Origin of the sequence: Streptosporangium sp. 'caverna' (genome assembly GCF_003203775.1) — a bacterium.
GTDB lineage: Bacteria > Actinomycetota > Actinomycetes > Streptosporangiales > Streptosporangiaceae > Streptosporangium > Streptosporangium subroseum.
Genome location: NZ_CP029711.1, coordinates 10,650,725 through 10,667,228, shown reverse-complemented (window position 1 = coordinate 10,667,228; position 16,504 = coordinate 10,650,725). Strand labels below are relative to the sequence as shown.

Genomic DNA, 16,504 nt, shown 5'->3' with positions numbered 1-16,504 from the left:
GAGATCCTCGGCGGGTAGCCGGTACGGCCATGAGCGACGTTCAGACGGGGACGGTGACCACAAAGGTCCCCGCGCGGTTGGACCGGCTGCCATGGTCACGATGGCACTGGATGATCATTATCGGTCTCGGCACCGTCTGGATCCTCGACGGTCTCGAAGTGACCATCATCGGAAACCTCTCGGCCCAGCTGGCCAAGGAGGGAAGCGGTCTGGAGATCACCCAGACCCAGGTGGCCGGTACGGCGGGGGCCCTCTACGTGGCCGGGGCCTGTCTCGGGGCGTTGTTCTTCGGCTGGCTGACGGACAAGTTCGGCCGCAAGAAGCTGTTTCTCATCACGATGGTCGTCTATCTGATCGCCACCGCGATGACCGCGCTGTCGTTCTCCGCGTGGTGGTTCTTCCTCTTCCGGTTCCTGACCGGGTTCGGCATCGGCGGCGAGTACGCCGCGATCAACTCGGCCATCGACGAGCTCATTCCGAGCCGTCACCGGGGCCGGATCGACATCATCATCAACGGCAGCTACTGGCTCGGCGCCGCCGGCGGCGCGCTGCTGACGGTGCCGCTGCTCAACAACTTCGCGGTGAACATCGGCTGGCGTATCGCGTTCGGCCTGGGGGTGGTGCTCGGACTGGCCATCCTGCTGGTCCGGCGGCATGTGCCGGAGAGCCCGCGCTGGCTGTTCATCCACGGCCGGGACGAGGAGGCCGAGAAACTGGTCGACGAGGTCGAGGAACGCGTCGAACGCGAGAAGGGCGTCCAGCTGGAGGAGCCCTCGCAGAGCATGACCATCCACCAGCGTAAATCGATCGGGTTCGGCCAGATCGCGCACACCATGGTGGCTCGCTATCCCAAGCGCACCATTCTTGGCTTCTCGCTCTTCGTCGGGCAGGCGTTCCTCTACAACGCCATCACCTTCGGATACGCCCAGATCCTGTCGACCTTTTTCAAGATCGACACTAATACCGGTTACTTCTTCGCCGTCATCGCGGTCGGCAACTTCCTCGGTCCACTCCTGCTCGGGCCGCTGTTCGACAGCATCGGCCGGATTCCCATGATCTCCGGCACCTACATCGGGTCCGGGGTGCTGCTGCTCGGTACGGCCTGGCTGTTCAACCAGGGTGTGCTGACCGCGGTCACGCTGACCGCGTGCTGGTGTGTCGTGCTCTTCTTCGCCTCGGCCGGTGCGAGCGCGGCCTATCTGACCGTCAGTGAGATCTTTCCGATGGAGACCCGGGCCATGGCCATCGCGTTCTTCTACGCGATCGGCACCTTCGTCGGTGGCGTCGCCGGTCCGCTGGTCTTCTCCAACCTGGTCGAGAGCGGCAAGCCGGGTGACACCGCCCTGGCCTTCTCCATCGGGGCGTCCCTCATGATCGCGGCCGGGTTGGTGGAGATGTTCCTCGGGGTCAAGGCCGAACGCAGGGGTCTGGAGGACATCGCCGAGCCGCTGAGCGCCGCACCGGCCCAATCGTAAATTCCAGCGGAAAGTACGCCGCAAGACACGGCTTGCAAGATTCCCGGCCAGGACGGACGACTTGATACGATAGTGATTATCGTTTGAACACCTGTTCAGGAGTTTGCCCATGGACGTCGTCACCGGTCTGGACGCCTGCAGCACCATGGAGCCCGACGAGGCCAGAGTGGCGGCGACGCGGGAGCGGCTCGTCACCGCGGGAGAGGCCACCCGGCTCGCCGACCTGTTCCGGCTGCTGGGTGACCCCACCCGTGCCCAGCTCCTGTACGCGCTGCTCGAAGCCGGCGAGCTCTGCGTCTGTGATCTCACCGAGACGGTGGAGGTCAGCGACACCGCCGTGTCCCACGCGCTCAGGCTGTTGCGGACCGCGGGCATCGTGGCCAGCCGCCGAGCCGGCCGGATGATTTACTACCGCCTCGCCGACGCGCACGTGCGGATGCTCCTCGACCTCAGCCGCGAGCACCTGCGCCACGAGATCGTCAAGGGCTGACCTCCATCCCGGGGCATCCCGCTGTCGGCACATGACAGCCGGGACCCCGCGTCAGCACGCGCAATGGCCAGATCCGCCGCCGGCACACGCGACGGCAGCACGCACAAGGTGACCGGACCCGTCGCCGGCACACGCGACAGCGGGGACTCCGCGGTTCGACGGCGGGTTCGTCTGCCCACTCGGGGCTCGTAAGATCGTTGGCGATGTTCCCCATGGTCGCGCGGGCGAGTTCGCCCCTCCAGCCGGAGCCGATCGGCCGTAGGGCCGAGGCCGGTGCACAACGGCAGAAACGCTTATACGCGGTAGCCACAAAAACCACAACAGCCGCAAAGGTGTTAGGTCGGTTCAAGGGGGCAGGGGAAGATCGATTCCGACAAGGGCGGCTTTCGGTGCGTAGGCTCGGCGACCCCGCGACGATGGGTTGCCCCCGATGCCGGGCCGGTGTCGTTACCTGTGTTTTCGTTCTGCTGGAGGTATTGCATGCGTGGTACAGCTCGTGCGTTCACCCTGATGACCGCGGTTCTCAGCTTGGGACTGACCGCCGCGTGTGCTGCCGACGGGGGTGCCGGCGGGCAGAAGCCGGCCGAGCAGGCCCGTCAGAACTCCGGCAAACCCGTCACTCTGAAGTACTGGACCTCGTTCCCGACGGAGGCGACGCTCAAGGGAGCGATCGCCGAGTTCGAACAGGTGACTCCCGGCATCAAGGTCGAGCTGCGCGAGTTCAAGGCCACCGACTACGCGGAGCGGCTCCCGAAGGCGCTCGGCGCGGACCATGAGGTGCTCGACGTCGTCGGCGTCCAGATCCCGACGATGACCGACGCGGTCAAGGACCGGCTTCTCCCGGTCGCCACGTGGGACAACTTCTCCGAAGACTGGCAGGAGAAGCTCGGCGAGACCGCGGTCGGCCAGGCTGAGAAGGCCGCCAAGGACGGGAAGCTCTACTCCGTCCCGATGGGCTCCAGCGGTGGCACGGTCATGTACTACAACGCCGCGCTCCTCTCCGAGCTCGGGGTGTCCTTCCCCGAGACGGTCGCCGACCTCGAGTCCATCGTCACGAAGGCGAAGAAGCTCCCGAATCTCCAGCCGATCGTCTTCTCCGGTGAACCGCAGCAGCAGGAGGATCTGTTGTTCACCATCGCGGGGCAGACCAGCCCGGAACTGTCCGATGACCTGTTCGCCGGTAAGAAGAAGTGGAACAGCCCCGAGATGGTCTCGGCGCTGACCGGCTACAAGTCGATCTTCGACCGGGGCGTGCTGGCCAAGTCCGCGCTGAGCCTCAAGGGCGATGGCCCGGCCAAGCTGTTCGGCTCGGGCAAGGCGCTGTTCCTGGTGGGCGACTCCGGGCAGAGCTCGCTGCTGTCCGACTCCTACCGCAAGGACAACAAGCTCGCCCTCACCGACGTCGGCGCCGGAGCCTTTCCCGTCCTTATGCCCGACGGCAAGCCCGCCGTGCGCAGCCTGGCGGAGGAAGGCCTGGGCATCCCCAAGGCCTCCAAGCACGCTGCCGAGGCGGCCGAGCTGATCAAGTTTCTGACCCTGGGTGACGGCGTCGCGAAGTGGTCCAAGGACATGACGCTGGTCCCGTCGCTCAAGGACTTCCGGATGGACCAGGAGGTCTTCTCCACCGACGCGGCCAGGGATGGTTACGCCGACGTCCAGGAGGTCATCGGTGCCGGAGGCTCCGCCCGTACCTCCAACCAGGCCTTCCTGGACGAAGTGGAGGGCGACGTCCTCCTCGACGTCGCACGCGGCAAGCTCACCCCGAAGAAGGCGGCGGACCAGCTGCAGCAGGAGTGGTCCAGCGGCCGGTTCAACGTCAAGTAACCGAGGCTCAGGCCTCCACCTCCTGCCGGAGTGAGATCTCCAGCGGGCGGAACGTACGGCGGTAGGCCATCGGCGAGACGCCGATGGCCGCCTGCAGGTGCTGGCGGAGCGAGGCCGCCGTGCCGAACCCGGCTTGCAGGGCGACGCCGTCCACCGGCAGGTCACTGGCCTCCAGCAGGCGGCGGGCCAGCTCCACGCGCTGCAGGATGAGCCACTGACCCGGGCTGACACCCGTCTCGTCACGGAAGCGCCGCGTGAAGGTGCGACGGCTCATCCGGGCGTGGGCGGCCAGTTCGGTGAGAGGGAGCGGCCGTTGCAGCTGCCCCAGTGCCCAGGCTCTGGTCGCGGCGGTGGTGGCAATGGACTGCTCCGGGATGGGGCGTTCGATGAACTGGGCCTGACCACCGTCACGCCAGGGCGGGACGACGCAGCGCCGGGCCACGCGGTTGGCCACCGCGGTGCCGTGGTCGCGGCGGATGATGTGCAGGCAGAGATCGACTCCGGCGGCGACCCCGGCCGAGGTGAGCACCTCCCCGTCGTCCACGAACAATACGTCGGGATTGACCTTGACCAGGGGAAACATCTTCTGGAAGTGCTCGGCGCTGCTCCAGTGGGTGGTCGCCGGGCGGCCGTCGAGCAATCCCGCCGCCGCGAGCACGTAGGCGGCGGTGCAGATCGAGACCAGGCGGGTGCCCGGCCTGATGAGGGCGATCGCCCTGGACAGCGGTTCGGGGAGCCTGCCGTCCGTGGAGATCGTGCCGAGCATGTGGGTGGCCGGGATCACCACGGTGTCCGCGGTGCTCAGCACCTCCGCACCGTGCTCCACCGAGATCGAGAAGTCGGCGTCGGTGCGGACCGGACCGCCGTCGACGGTGCAGGTGATCACCTCGTAGAGCGGCTTGCCCTCCGCGTCCTTGGCGCCGCCGAAGATTCGCGGGGGGATGCCCAGCTCGAAGGGGATGACTCCGTCCAGAGCTAACATGACGACCCTGTGCATGACCCGATTCTTGCACATGATGGATTCGAGCCACCTTCCCTGCCCGGCGCGGGTTGAACGACCCCCTGCACGAGCCGGGAGCGGCGAACGACCCGGAGGCGTCTCCCTAGACCGAGACGGCCGCGGTGGCCAGGGGCAGCCGGAGGATCAACCGGGCGCCGCAGCCGTTTGTGCTGTCTGCGGCGTACAGCTTGCCGTGGTGCGCGGACGCGATGTCCCTGGCGATGGGCAGGCCCAGCCCGCTCCCTCCTGCGTCGCGGCTGCGCGCCGAGTCCAGGCGGGTGAAGCGCTGGAAGACCCGCTCGCGCTCGGCCGGCGGGATGCCGAGCCCGTTGTCGCGGACCTCCAGTACGGCCTCGTCCCCCTCCCGCTTGACTTCGATCCACACCGTGCTCGTCGTATGCCGGTCGGCGTTGGTGAGCAGGTTGGTCAGCAGGCGGCAGAGCTGGAGCCGGTTGCCCGCGACCACCACGCCGGGGTCGAGATCCAGGACGACCTCGTGTTTGCACGGCCGTCCGGCCTCCGCGACGACCAGCTCGGAGAGATGGACGGGCTGAGGGGCGTTCTGCACCCCGGCATCGAGGCGGGCGAGCAGGAGCAGATCGTCCATGACGGCCTGGAGCCGCTCGGCGTCGCCCAGCGCCGACTGCATCGCCTGCGTGGCGTCCTCCATGTCGGGGTCGGCGAGCGCCAGTTCGAGCTTGGTGCGCAGCCCGGCCAGCGGGGTGCGCAGCTCGTGCGAGGCGTCGGAGGCGAAGCGCCGCTGGTTCTCCATGGCCCATTCCAGCCTCCCCAGCGTCCCGTTGACGGTCCGGGCGAGCTGCGCCACCTCGTCCCCCGTGTCCGGTACGGACATCCGGCGGCTGAGATCGGAGGCGGTGATCTCGGCCATCTCGGCGCTGATCTGCTGGACCGGTTCGAGGGTCCGGCCGACTATCCGCCAGGTGCCCCAGCCGAGCAGCCCGAGGAGCACGGTGAACAGGGCGGCCAGCGAGATCTCCAGGGCATAGCCGTTGAGCAGTGGGGGCGCGGCGGCCTGCGCGTAGACCATGACATCGCCGTAGGAGGATTTACTGTGCCAGAGCCCCACGGTGAGGAAGCAGGTCTTGTCTTTCTGCGAGAAGGCCATGCAGGACATTTCGTCCACCCGGAGGTCTCCGCCGACGGGATGTGCCCGGGAGATCGCAGGTTTTCCCCTCAGCGCCGGGCTGGTGGCGAGGACCCGGCCGTCGTTCGCGACGACCTGGATACGGCTGACGTAGTTCGCCGGGAGAATGACGCCGCCCGGCGCGTGCTGCTTGTCGGTGCTCAGAGCCGCCTTTCTGGCCGCCTCGGCCACGGAGTTGGTGATGTCGGTCTTCAGCTTGGCTCGCACACCCAGTGACGTCGCGACCGCGCCCGTTCCCAGCACGAGCGCGAATATCATGAGGGCGGTGAGCGTCACACGGGCCCGAATCGAATGCGGAAGTCGCGATGCAGCCACGATTACCCCCGAAAGACGCTATTCGGACATTTATAGGTGACGGGGCTCCATCGGCGAGTAAAGGCGGGTCAAGTCATCGTGACCCTTTAGTCCGTTTAGCCTTAAAGTGCAACGGTTCCCGGCTTGCCGCGGGAGGCGACACCGAGCTTGGGGTAGGCCATGTAGAGGTGGTGGCCGACCGTCCCGGTGGCTGAGGAAAAGCTGGGCCGCGATGTTCCGGTTCGACGGGCCCCGCGCTGCCGGCCGTACGATCTGGAGAAGCCCGGCCGGCACGCCGGGCGCGGCGGATCCGGTGGCGCTCAGCTCCCGACGGAGGTCGGACGGGGACGCGCAGGGCTCGGCGGGCGGGGGCGTATGACGTGACGAGGCCTGGCGGGGCGCCGAGCCCCCGTGACGGGGGCCCGGCGGAGATGGCTCAGGCGCCGGCGCACGAGTCGTGGGTGGCGTCGAAGCCCTTCAGGCTGTCGGTGTCGTTCTGGGGAAGCGCCTTGAGGCCCTTCCAGTCGTCGCCGATCGTCAGGACGAGCCTCGACGTGGTCGCCTGGGAGGCGAGAAGGCCCTTGGAGGCGAGCAGATCGCGAGTGAGGGTGGGTGCGCTGGACGCGCCGTTCGGCGAGTACGCGATCGTGGTCGTCGGGTACGGCTTGCGCTTCGCGTCACCGATCTTGGCGATGTGGTAGCCCCGCTCCTCGAGCTGGACGGCCGCCAGTGTGGCCAGGCCCGACCGGTTGGTCCCGTTGCGCACCTCGACCTGGATCTTCGACCGGGGCACCTTGGCCTCCCCGCCCTTGACCCCCGAACCGGTGATCGCCCGATCCGTCGCGACGATGCGGAACAGCTGCTTGCTCTGCGGCTGGACCCACTCCACCCGGCCGGGGTGGATGACCGAGTATCGCCAGGGGGTGGTGATGAAGTGGATCTGCCCGGCGGCCAGTCCCTGGGCGCTTGAGGCGAGGTCCTTCATGACGCCCGGGGTGAGTTCGGGGTCGGTGGTGACCGACTTCGTGGCCGCGTCGAGAAAGCCGAAGAGCTTGGCGGGATCGGTGAGCGTCTCGCCGCTCATGACCTTCTTGACCATGGAGGCGATGAACATCTGCTGCCGCTGGATGCGGCCGATGTCGGAGCCGTCGCCCAGGCTGTAGCGAGCCCGGACGTAGCCCAGAGCCTGTTCGCCCATGAGGGTCTGCTTGCCGGCGGCCAGGTGGAGCAGGGCCTTCTTGTCGTTTATCGCCTCGGGTATGCAGACGTCCACACCGCCGACCGCGTCGACCATTCCCTTGAATCCGGTGAAGTCGACCTTCACGAAGTGGTCGATGTGGATGCCGGTGAGCGCCTCGATGGTCTTCCAGGTGCAGGTGATGCCGCCGGAGTTGAACGACTCGTTGATCATGCCCACGTGGGCCTGCTGGCCGAGGAGTCCCTGCTGCGCCCGGCAGGCGGGGAGCTGGACCATCGAGTCCCGGGGGAAGCTGATGATCATCGCGTTGTCCCGCTTCGGCGAGATGTGCGCCAGCATGATCGTGTCGGTCCGCTCGCCGGGGACCTTGCCGTACTTGGCGTTCTTGCCACCGCGCTGGTCGGAACCGACGACCAGGACGTTCATCGCCTTGCCCGCGACCTTGGCCGGGCGGCGCCCGAGGTCCGCCGCCGTGACGTCGATGTGCTTGACGTTTCCGGCCAGTTTGACGTAGACGCCGGCCACCGTGCCCGCCAGGGCGAGCACGACGACGGTCACGAGGGCCACCAGCCACCACAGCCACTTACGGCGAGAACGTGGCGGTTCGTGGCCCGGGGGTTTCGGGGGCGCGTCGATCAACCCGCTGCTCACGTGACTCCTGGGGGACGGGCCAGGGCGTGCACCCGTGGCGAAGGAGCCGGAACCGGCCCCGTTACCGATTGTACTAATTCTCTATAAGAGTCAGGTAAGAATCCTAAATAAACCGCTATGACCTGCTACATCGCGGAGTGAGGGATGAGCGTGGTCGATGGGCGATCGCGGCTGTTACGATCCGCCGGTGATGATCCGAGACGGCAATCTTGATGATGTCCCGGCGGTTCTGGGGATGTTCGACAGCGCGGTGGCGTGGCTGACCACCGAAGGCCGCACCGGCCAGTGGGGCAGCCGGCCGTTCTCCACTGATCCCGCCCGCGTCGAGCGGGTCACCTCCTGGGCGATGACGGATGAGATGCGCATCGCCGAGATCGACGGCGAACCCGCCGGATGCATGGTCCTCGGACCCGCGCTGGACTACGTCTCCCCGGCCCCCGGACCCGAGATCTACATCCGGGGTCTGGTCATCGACCAGCGGTTTCGCGGTCGCGGTGTCGGAGCGGCCCTGCTGGAGCGTGCCTCGGCCGAGGCGGCCGAGCAGGGGATCGCGCTGGTCCGGGTCGACTGCTACGCCGGTGACGACGGCCGGCTGGTGAAGTACTACGAGAGCCAGGGCTTCACCAGGACCGAGACTTTCCGGGTCGGCGAGTGGCCCGGCCAGGTCCTGGAGACGCGCCTGCCGGCCGGAAACTGAGCCGCGTGCCGGTGGAGCCCGATGGCGGACGCCTTCCGCCCGGCGCGGTTCTCCGCGTGAGTTCGGGAACGCGAAGAGGGTGCGGGACCTCGCGAGGTCCCGCACCCTCTTCGGTGATCGGGACGGCTCAGCCGGTGTCGGCGGCCTGCAGCGGGTAGATGCGGAGCCAGTCCACCTCCATCCACGCCTCACCCGCGCTGCCCTGGCCGGGGAACCAGTCGAGTTGCAGGCAGACCGACATCGGGCTGTGGGTGGCGTTGGGGGAACGGAACCACTCCTGCCCGTCGAGGTAGCCGACGACCCCGTTCTGGGTGTTCTCCACGGCGTAGGTGTGCCAGGTGGTCATGTCCACATTGGCATTGGCCTGCTCCTGGCCCTGAGGGGTGTGCAGGAAGAAGTTGGGTCGTTGCCTGTCCGGGTCGTTGATGACCTCCAGGAAGTCCACTTCCTCACTCGTGGAACTCCGTACGGCGCCGCCGCCCTCCTTCGGCCACAGCAGGACGACGGGATGGTACGACCCCGCGCCCGGATACAGGCGGACGCGGGTCTCCCAGCGCCCGTAGGTCTGGCTGTGCTTGGTGGCCAGCCCGGCGGTGGTTCCGTCGGGACGGCCGTACAGGTAGAGCGCCCCGTTTCCCAGATAGAGCTGTTCGGGGGAACGGCGGCCGTTGCCGGCATGCCCGGGGGAGTCGTAGAAGACCCAGTCGGCCGGATCGACGGCGTCGTCGAACTCCGCGCACCAGGTCGGTGCGCCCCACGCGAGGGCTTGGGCGGCACTGACGTCGCCGGTCACGGGAGAGCAGGCGGCCGTCGTATCGGCGGCCACCTCACCTTGAGCGGCGCTGAGGGTGCTCACGGCCAGAGCCGTCACCATGCTGAGCACGGCCACCCGCGCGTGGAATCTGCTGATCATTGTTGTTCTTCCGACGATCTGGCGCAGCGCGTGGAGGGACTGAAGCTCCAGCAGCCGCTCCTGTCCGGGGTGAGGGCCGAGGGAGCGGACGTGCTTGGTGTCGAGGCTACGCCGGTGACGGGCGGCGCGAAGGCCCATCGAGGAGTTTGCCCCGGGGTGGCCGCCTGCGTGGAGACGAAGCTCTCAGGCGCCCCGAGGGTACGGCTGCGCCAGGGGGCGAGGCTCCAGCAGTCGACGGCGTTCTCGATCTGGCAGAAATCCGTGGAGGATCCTTTCAGCGGCGGCATGGGAATGACGGTCTGGAGCGCCGGAGCCGAGGACGTGTACGTCACGGGAACCTGGGCGGCGTCGGCCTGCTCGTCGAAGACGGTGGGATCGAGGGTGGCGGTCGGGCTGGACGCGGACTGCGGCACCTGCGCCGGCAGGGGCGGTTTGGGGACGGTCGGCCGCTGAAGCGTGGCGGTGGGCCGGGGTACGGGTACCGGGGCGGTCCTGGTCGCCGGGGGTTTCGAGGGCTTAGGAACGGTCGGCCGCGAGGTCGTGGGCCTGGCCGTGGCGGTCGGGCTTGGCACGGGCTTCTGCGTGGTGCTCGGGGGAGGCGAGGTCGGGTCCGGCCGGTTCGGCGGCTCGGACGTCGGAGGCGCGCTGGGCGGGGGCGACTCGGGGGCGCTGGGAGCCGTCGTGGGTGGGGTGTCCTTGTCCGGTGCCGCGGTGGGCTCCGTGTCCTTGGGCGGGGCCTCGGTGTCCCGGGAGGGTTCCGAGGTGGGCTTGACCCTCGTGGGCGTGTTGGCCCGTGACACGTTCGGCGCCGCCATGGACCTGGCGTTCCTGGGCGGCGCGGCCACGGATCTGGCATTTTGCGGCGGTGCCGCCACGGATCGGGCGTTCCTGGGTGGCGCGGCCACGGATCGGGCGTTCCTGGGCGGTGCCGCGACCTCCTCCGGCTGGACGAGCGTCTCGGGTGGAGGCTCCCGGGGAGGCGTGACGACCTTCTCGGAGGGAGCCCTGCGGACCGGTGGCGAGGAGTCCTCGCGTGCGCGATCCCGGGCCGCGGGGGCGGGGGGAACAGACCCGCCCCCGTCCGCTTCTGCCGGCTCGGGCTCCACGGACGGGGGATCGACCTCCTGTGACATCGGCGGGACGGCGGCCATGCCGGGATCGGCCATGGCGGCCCATGGCTGGGCGATGATCGCGCCGGTCGTCGCAGAGACCGTGGCCAGTAGAAGTCCTGAGACCAGGGTGACCCGCCGGGGCGAGCTGCGTGGGGGCATTGATGGCTCTTCCTGGATCCGTATCTATGGGGTGGGCGCCGGGCCGGAGAGAGGCTTCCAGCCTGCGGCGGTGAACTCGGGGGTGCCCGGGAGGGCGACCTGCGGCACGGTGGCGGAGAGGGGGTCGGGGACGTTGACCCAGTCCCCGCGGCTCGCGCCTCGCATGTCGGGGTTCCAGGTCATGAGCAGGCTCATGGCGTACGGGCTGGAGTAGGTCGGGTCGGTGTCCTGGACGCCCTTGGTCGCAGTCACCTGGACCAGGACGGAAACCTGGATCTGATCCTTGGCGCGGGCCTTCCACTGGATGCCGATCGTCCTCGTCTGCATCGCCGCCCCTTCGGGAAGCGCTCCGTCCTTGGGGAGGCCGAGGATCTCCCGCCATCCGGCGACGGCCTCGTGCGCACCGTCGCGGGCGGCGTCATGCTGCTCCGGCGGGGCGTACAGGACCGCGGCCTGCTCGGCCTGTTCGAGATCCAGGGTCCACGCCGCCTCCAGCGCGGCCGCCGCCGCCGAGGCCGCTCCCAGCTCGGTGTGGGGAAAGCCGACGGGATAACCTCCCGCCCCCTCGTAAGCGGAAGGTGGGGAGAGCAGGACGCTGTCGCCGACGGTCTCACGGGCCGAGATCGTTACGGGGGCGGCTTCCGGTTTTATGAGCTGCCACGCTCCGACCGCCAGGAGGATCGCTCCCACGATCGAGACGACCACGATGAGCATCCGCCGTGGACGCGGCGGAGGACCCAGATCCCAGTCGAGTTCGGGATCTTCGGGGGTTGGCGGCACTAGTGGCCCCGATCGGGACGCTGGCCGAACGTCTGGCCGACGGCCGCCGCCAGGCGCAGGTACGCGCCCCGGGTGGTGGGCCGGAGACGGACCAGGTCCACCTCCGCGCCCTCTTTGAGGTGGGGGTCGTAGGGGATGCGGATCACGGCCCGGCAGCGGGAGATGAAGTGGCGTTCCAGCAGCTCCACGTCCACGTCGGACTTGGGCTCCACGGCGTTCAGCACGACGATGGCGGTTTTGACCAGGTCCGCGTACCCGTGGGCGGTGAGCCAGTCCAGCGTCGCGGCGGCCGAGCTCGCCCCGTCCACCGCGACCAGGCTGACCAGCACGATCTGGTCGGCCAGCTCCAGCGTCGCGCCCATGGCGCCGTGGAGCAGGCCGGTTCCGCAGTCGGTGATGCAGATCGAGTAGTAACGCTCGATGAGACCGGCGACCGTACGGTAGTCGTCGGCGTTGAACGCCTCGCTCACGGCGGGGTCGGTGTCGGAGGCGAGGACCTCCAGTCGCGCGGGTGACTGGGAGGTGAAGGCGCGCGCGTCGGCGTAGCGGAGGATGTGCGGGGCCTCGGCGAGCATGGTGCGGATGGTCGCGGCCGTCTCCGACTTGACCTTGAGGCCGAGGGTTCCCCGGTCGGGGTTGGCGTCGATCGCGATCACTCGGTCCCCCCGCAGGGAGGCCAGGGTGTTGCCGAGCGCGACGGTCGTCGTGGTCTTGCCGACCCCGCCCTTGAGACTCATGACCGCGATCCGGTGATGACCGCTCGCGACGGGAGTCTGAGCCTGGGCTATCAACGTGCGGCGCTCCTGCTCCGCCAGGGACTCCGCAGGAATGATCTTCCGGCCGGAGAGCAGCCAGACGATGCGGCGCCACCCGCCGGCCGGTTCGGGCCGGCGGTTGGTGAGCAGATGTTCGGCGGTGAGCGGAACCGTCTCGTGAAACTGCTCGGGAGGAGAGGGAGAGGGAGAGGGTGCCGGGGAGGGAGGAGAAGTCTGGATCTTGGGGGACGTCTCCGTCATGGCGAAGGTCCTTTCGCAGAGAGCTTTCACGGGAGGCAGGGGGTGGGTGGGGCAGCGTCGTCAGCAGGGCCGTCAGCAGGTCCGCCAGCGCACCGTCGTGGTGATCGAGTCGTCGGGTCCGTGGACGGTCAGCGGGGTGGTGACGGAGGCCGGGGTGCCACACCATTGGCGTATCCGGTGGGCACGCAGGGTGACCACCTCCGTGCGTCCTTGTTTCAGCGTGCCGCTGGAGGGGGTCACGGCGAGGCCGGGAGCCGATATCCGCCAGGTCAGGGGATCTCCGGACAGGGTGAGGACGATGCTGCCCTGACCGAACTCGTCCAGCGTCACCACGGCCGGGATCCGCAGGCGCGTGGCGATTCCGTCCGGGTCCGCGGGGGCGTCGGCGGTCCACGGGTCCTGGATCTCCTGGGTCTCCTGGGTGGTGGAGGCCTGCAGGGAGCTCGCCGGCTCTTCGGTCTCGATGGCGGGACCGAGGAGGTTCATCCCCGTCAGGGTGCCCGCGGCACCCGCGACGACGATGATTACGATCTTGATGGTCGTGCTCTTGACCCGGGCCCCGGCCCAGGCCAGCGCTTCCACCAGCCGTTCTCCGGGCCCGGCTCCGTCCCTTTCCGGTTGGTCGTCGAATTCGGCGTGAAACCGCAGCGCGGACACGTGCGTGTCGTCACGCATCTCGACGGCGGCCTGCCCGGGGAGGACGACGGGTCCCGGGACGGTGCTCTGCTCGGGGAGGACGGCAGGCCCGGGGGCGGCGGCCTGCCGAGGAATCATGGTGGTGACCTCCTCGCTCTGGGCGAGGACCTCACGTGCCCATGCCTGCGTGAGCAGGGCGTCGTAGAGAGGGGTGTCGTGCCCGGGAACGGGCGGCGCGGACGGCGGACGGATCGGACGGGTCCGGGGGGGTGCGGGGAGGGGCGGCAGGTTGGGCAGGGTCGAAGGGGTCGAAGGGGGCACAGCGGGCTTGCCCCCCGCCGGTTTCGCGGACAGCCCCGGCGCCGCCGGGGGGTAGGGCGTCATGCGGGGCCTGGGCTTGCGTAACGCCCCGGACGGGGGCGTCGGGGCGGGCAGTGGTGGGGCGGGCGAGGCCGCAGGCGAGGCAGTGGCCCTGCGCAGGGAGTCCAGGAACAGCTGCCGGACCTCGGGAGCGAGGGGCGACACCGGCGGATGGGAGATCATCTGCGGAACCGTGTAGCGGATGTTGATCGGCCGTGTGCACGCGGAACACGTGATCATGTGAGAGAGCAGGGCCGCGCGTGCGTCGCCGGAGTCGGCGACGGGCTGCGCACTCCGCGCGGCGCCGTCCGCTCCGGTGGCGCCCTGCTCGTCGGGGAACAGGGCTTCCACCAGCGGAGCGAGCTCCGGGCAGGTGCGACGCCCGTGGGCGAGGGAGTCCAGCCCGCTCACGAGGGTCTCGATCAGGTCCTGGGTACGGGTGGCGAGCCTGTTGACCTCTTCCACGGGCATCGCCAGCACGTGGGAGAGATCCTCCACGACCAGCCCGTGGCGGTACATCAACCTGAGCGTCTCCGTGCCCAGCGGGTCGACGATCGTCCAGACGCGCTCGATCAGCAGCGCCTCGGGCATGCCGGGCCCCGAGCCCGGCACGTACTGTTCCCGATACGTCGGCACGGCGCGGCAGTCACGTCGCAGTACGGCGAGCAGCCGCCCCCGGGCCGTGACGCCCTCGGGAGCGGCTTCCACCTGGCAGACCGTCAGCGCGGACATGACCGCCGCCGGTGCCCGGCCGGATTCGAGATGGTAGGCGGCGTAGTCCATCAGATGCGCGCCGTGCTCACTCACCCAGATGGCCCCCTGGCCGGAGCCGGGCGTGAAACGCCCGGCTCCGGTGGGTGCGCTCATGGGCCGGTGTACTCGTCCGGGTCCGGCTCGATCTGGCCGGGGCCGGGCCGGACGGAATCGAGCCGGCCAGGCTGACCGGATCGGCGAGGTTGGTCGGACCGGCCGTACCGGTTGGAGTCGGGCCGGTCGACCTGGCCCTGCTGGTCGGGCTGGACGGCGTTGGGCTGGTCTACCTGGCCTGGCTGGTCGGGCTGGATGGCGTTGGGCTGGTCTACCTGGCCCTGCTGGTCGGGCTGGACGGTATTGGGCTGGTCTACCTGGCCGGACCGGCTGGTCTGGATGGAGGGCACGGGGGCGGGGACGGGGTTCGTCAGCACGAGTTCCAGGTTCCGCTTGAGCAGTCCGGTGACCTTGGTCCAGTTGCTGACCTGCCCGGGCGCCGGCTCCGCGTAGAGCCAGCGGATGAAGGCGGGCCACAGGCACGAGTCACGGGGAACCGTCGGGCTGTCGGCCGTGCCCGGCTCGGCCTGGGGCGCGCTCAACCCGCTGGGGGACGCGTTCGAAGACGCGCTCAGAGCCTGGAGCTCCTCCAGGGAGTAGTTCCGGCACGGGGGAGTGCCGGGCGGGGCGATGTTGAGGTCCCATACGCCGTTCTCGTCGGTGTAGCGCATGCCCTTGTCCAGTCCCAGCGCCTCCCGCGCCTGCCGGAGAAGATCCGGGTCCCGGAAGACGGGCAGCTGGGCGTCACCCTCGGGGGCGGTGCCGTTGGAAGGGGGCTGGGGAGCGGGTGCGGTCCCGTCGGGAGCCTGGGACGCGTTCGGGTCATTGTCGGGACCGGTGGTCGGGAGCGTCACGCCCCGGGACGGTCCGGGCACGGGAAGGCTCGGCTGGATCCGCCGGGAGGACGCGTCCGAGGGCTGGGGGAGCGTCGAAGGAAGGACGGGCCTCAAGTGGCCGGGTGGCCGGGTCGGCTTCGCCGTCCTCGAGGTTCCCGGAGCGGGGGGCTTGACGACTCCCGGGGGAGTCGTGGGCTTCTTCGCACCCCAACGCGGCGTCGGGGTCGGCTTGCCGGAGCGCCGGGGCGTCGTGGACCGGTTCCTTCCTGAGGGTGTGGTCGGGCTGAGGGAGCTGGACGGCAGGACCGGCTTCAGGGTGCCCGTGGGCTGGGGGCTCGCGGTGTCCAAAGGCTTGCTCTCGGGGGGCGTCGGCAGAGGGTCAAGCGTGACCACCGCCGCCGGCTCGGGGGCCTTCTTGACCACGCTGCCGTTCTCGGAGATGTTTCCGGTGATCTTCTTTGTCGGAGCGGGAGCGGGAGCCTGAACCGGCGGGGCCTTGGGGGCGGCCGCGGGAGGTTGCACCGGCGCCTTGGGAACGGGGTTCGCGGCGGGGGGCGGTTGCGCCGGCGCCTTGGGAGCGGTGGTTTTCGGCGTCGAGGGCTTCGGCGCGGAGGACGGCTTGGGCGGTGGCGGCTGGGACGGGGTGCTCTTGGGATTTCCCGGCCGCTGCACGGCGTCCACGGCGGCGGCGGCGACGGCCAGAACGGGAAGGGCGGCACAGCCGCTCGCTCCGGCTCCGACCGCGCGCCCGTCGACGGTGGCGGTCAGGCAGACCCGCTGCTCGCCGGAAGCGGCGGCTCTGGCGGCGGAATCGCCGGTGATCGTGCTGCCCGCGTCCGAGCCGGAGAGCGGGACGGGCTGATCTCCGCCGGCCGCGGCCTGAGACGTCCATGCCCCCGCACGGTCGTCCAGGTGATAGGTGCCCGCGGCCAGGCGTATTACCTGACCTTCGATGGGACTGGCACGAATGGCGATGACGGTTCCCAACCCGGCACCGGCGCCGAAGACGCCGATCGCGACACTCGCAGTGATCACCGTCGCGCGCGAGGGCTTACGAGAGGGTGTCATGAAGGTTCCTTTTCTTTCCGATG

Annotated in this window: 13 protein-coding genes; 4 read left to right on the top strand and 9 right to left on the bottom strand. The window is 69.3% G+C overall.

Annotation, left to right across the window (positions count from 1 at the left end):
- Positions 1–110: 110 nt before the first annotated feature.
- The 3 genes from DKM19_RS46090 (at position 111) to DKM19_RS46080 (ending at position 3,789) form a co-directional block, all read left to right on the top strand.
- Positions 111–1,475: an MFS transporter gene (locus DKM19_RS46090; RefSeq protein WP_239513957.1), complete on the top strand. Its 1,365-nt coding sequence runs from the start codon at positions 111–113 to the stop codon at positions 1,473–1,475.
- A 109-nt stretch (positions 1,476–1,584) separates the two neighbouring features.
- Positions 1,585–1,965 carry a metalloregulator ArsR/SmtB family transcription factor gene (locus tag DKM19_RS46085; protein ID WP_089209044.1) on the top strand — a complete coding sequence of 127 codons (381 nt, stop codon included), beginning with the start codon at positions 1,585–1,587 and terminating at the stop codon, positions 1,963–1,965.
- Positions 1,966–2,445: 480 nt separating this feature from the next.
- The gene (locus DKM19_RS46080) at positions 2,446–3,789 is read left to right on the top strand and encodes an ABC transporter substrate-binding protein (RefSeq protein ID WP_110704919.1); all 1,344 of its coding nucleotides are present in this window, start codon (positions 2,446–2,448) and stop codon (positions 3,787–3,789) included.
- Positions 3,790–3,796: 7 nt separating this feature from the next.
- On the opposite strand, the gene DKM19_RS46075 is transcribed toward DKM19_RS46080, so the two are convergent.
- The 3 genes from DKM19_RS46075 to DKM19_RS46065 all read right to left on the bottom strand — a co-directional run bounded on the left by DKM19_RS46075 (position 3,797) and on the right by DKM19_RS46065 (position 8,097).
- Complete coding sequence (locus tag DKM19_RS46075; protein WP_110706464.1) at positions 3,797–4,786, bottom strand: GlxA family transcriptional regulator; 990 nt, start codon at positions 4,784–4,786, stop codon at positions 3,797–3,799.
- A 106-nt stretch (positions 4,787–4,892) separates the two neighbouring features.
- Positions 4,893–6,230, bottom strand: a complete 1,338-nt coding sequence (locus tag DKM19_RS46070) for a HAMP domain-containing sensor histidine kinase (protein WP_110704918.1) — start codon at positions 6,228–6,230, stop codon at positions 4,893–4,895.
- 454 nt (positions 6,231–6,684) lie between these two features.
- Complete coding sequence (locus DKM19_RS46065) at positions 6,685–8,097, bottom strand: LCP family protein (protein ID WP_110704917.1); 1,413 nt, start codon at positions 8,095–8,097, stop codon at positions 6,685–6,687.
- Positions 8,098–8,287: 190 nt separating this feature from the next.
- Here DKM19_RS46065 and DKM19_RS46060 point away from each other — a divergent pair, with 190 nt between their 5' ends.
- Entirely contained in the window at positions 8,288–8,794 is a 507-nt protein-coding gene (locus DKM19_RS46060; protein ID WP_369990780.1) for a GNAT family N-acetyltransferase, read from the top strand.
- Positions 8,795–8,921: 127 nt separating this feature from the next.
- Here the strand turns inward: DKM19_RS46060 and DKM19_RS46055 are convergent, their stop codons facing one another.
- The 6 genes from DKM19_RS46055 to DKM19_RS46030 form a co-directional block, all read right to left on the bottom strand.
- The gene (locus tag DKM19_RS46055) at positions 8,922–9,707 is read right to left on the bottom strand and encodes a glycoside hydrolase family 16 protein (RefSeq protein ID WP_162642278.1); all 786 of its coding nucleotides are present in this window, start codon (positions 9,705–9,707) and stop codon (positions 8,922–8,924) included.
- Positions 9,704–10,978, bottom strand: coding sequence for a hypothetical protein (locus tag DKM19_RS50345; protein WP_162642277.1), 1,275 nt, complete (start codon positions 10,976–10,978; stop codon positions 9,704–9,706). Before DKM19_RS50345 ends, DKM19_RS46055 begins: the two co-directional genes overlap by 4 nt.
- A 24-nt stretch (positions 10,979–11,002) precedes the next feature.
- Positions 11,003–11,758 (bottom strand): hypothetical protein, encoded by a 756-nt coding sequence (locus DKM19_RS46045; RefSeq protein ID WP_162642275.1) that lies wholly within the window; start codon positions 11,756–11,758, stop codon positions 11,003–11,005.
- Positions 11,758–12,774 (bottom strand): MinD/ParA family protein, encoded by a 1,017-nt coding sequence (locus tag DKM19_RS46040; protein ID WP_110704912.1) that lies wholly within the window; start codon positions 12,772–12,774, stop codon positions 11,758–11,760. The genes DKM19_RS46045 and DKM19_RS46040 overlap by 1 nt, the downstream gene beginning before the upstream one ends.
- A 72-nt stretch (positions 12,775–12,846) precedes the next feature.
- A complete protein-coding gene (locus DKM19_RS46035; protein WP_110704911.1) occupies positions 12,847–14,637 on the bottom strand; it encodes a hypothetical protein in 1,791 nt (596 codons plus the stop codon).
- Positions 14,634–16,481 carry a hypothetical protein gene (locus DKM19_RS46030; protein ID WP_162642274.1) on the bottom strand — a complete coding sequence of 616 codons (1,848 nt, stop codon included), beginning with the start codon at positions 16,479–16,481 and terminating at the stop codon, positions 14,634–14,636. Before DKM19_RS46030 ends, DKM19_RS46035 begins: the two co-directional genes overlap by 4 nt.
- Between the last annotated feature and the right edge of the window lie 23 nt (positions 16,482–16,504).

Excerpts from the sequence above, each read along its gene's own strand:
- DKM19_RS46090 (WP_239513957.1), top strand. The coding sequence starts at position 111 with ATGATCATTATCGGTCTCGGCACCGTCTGGATCCTCGACGGTCTCGAA.
- DKM19_RS46085 (WP_089209044.1), top strand. The coding sequence starts at position 1,585 with ATGGACGTCGTCACCGGTCTGGACGCCTGCAGCACCATGGAGCCCGAC.
- DKM19_RS46080 (WP_110704919.1), top strand. The coding sequence starts at position 2,446 with ATGCGTGGTACAGCTCGTGCGTTCACCCTGATGACCGCGGTTCTCAGC.
- DKM19_RS46075 (WP_110706464.1), bottom strand. The coding sequence starts at position 4,786 with ATGCACAGGGTCGTCATGTTAGCTCTGGACGGAGTCATCCCCTTCGAG.
- DKM19_RS46060 (WP_369990780.1), top strand. The coding sequence starts at position 8,288 with ATGATCCGAGACGGCAATCTTGATGATGTCCCGGCGGTTCTGGGGATG.
- DKM19_RS46055 (WP_162642278.1), bottom strand. The coding sequence starts at position 9,707 with ATGATCAGCAGATTCCACGCGCGGGTGGCCGTGCTCAGCATGGTGACG.
- DKM19_RS50345 (WP_162642277.1), bottom strand. The coding sequence starts at position 10,978 with ATGCCCCCACGCAGCTCGCCCCGGCGGGTCACCCTGGTCTCAGGACTT.
- DKM19_RS46040 (WP_110704912.1), bottom strand. The coding sequence starts at position 12,774 with ATGACGGAGACGTCCCCCAAGATCCAGACTTCTCCTCCCTCCCCGGCA.
- DKM19_RS46035 (WP_110704911.1), bottom strand. The coding sequence starts at position 14,637 with ATGAGCGCACCCACCGGAGCCGGGCGTTTCACGCCCGGCTCCGGCCAG.
- DKM19_RS46030 (WP_162642274.1), bottom strand. The coding sequence starts at position 16,481 with ATGACACCCTCTCGTAAGCCCTCGCGCGCGACGGTGATCACTGCGAGT.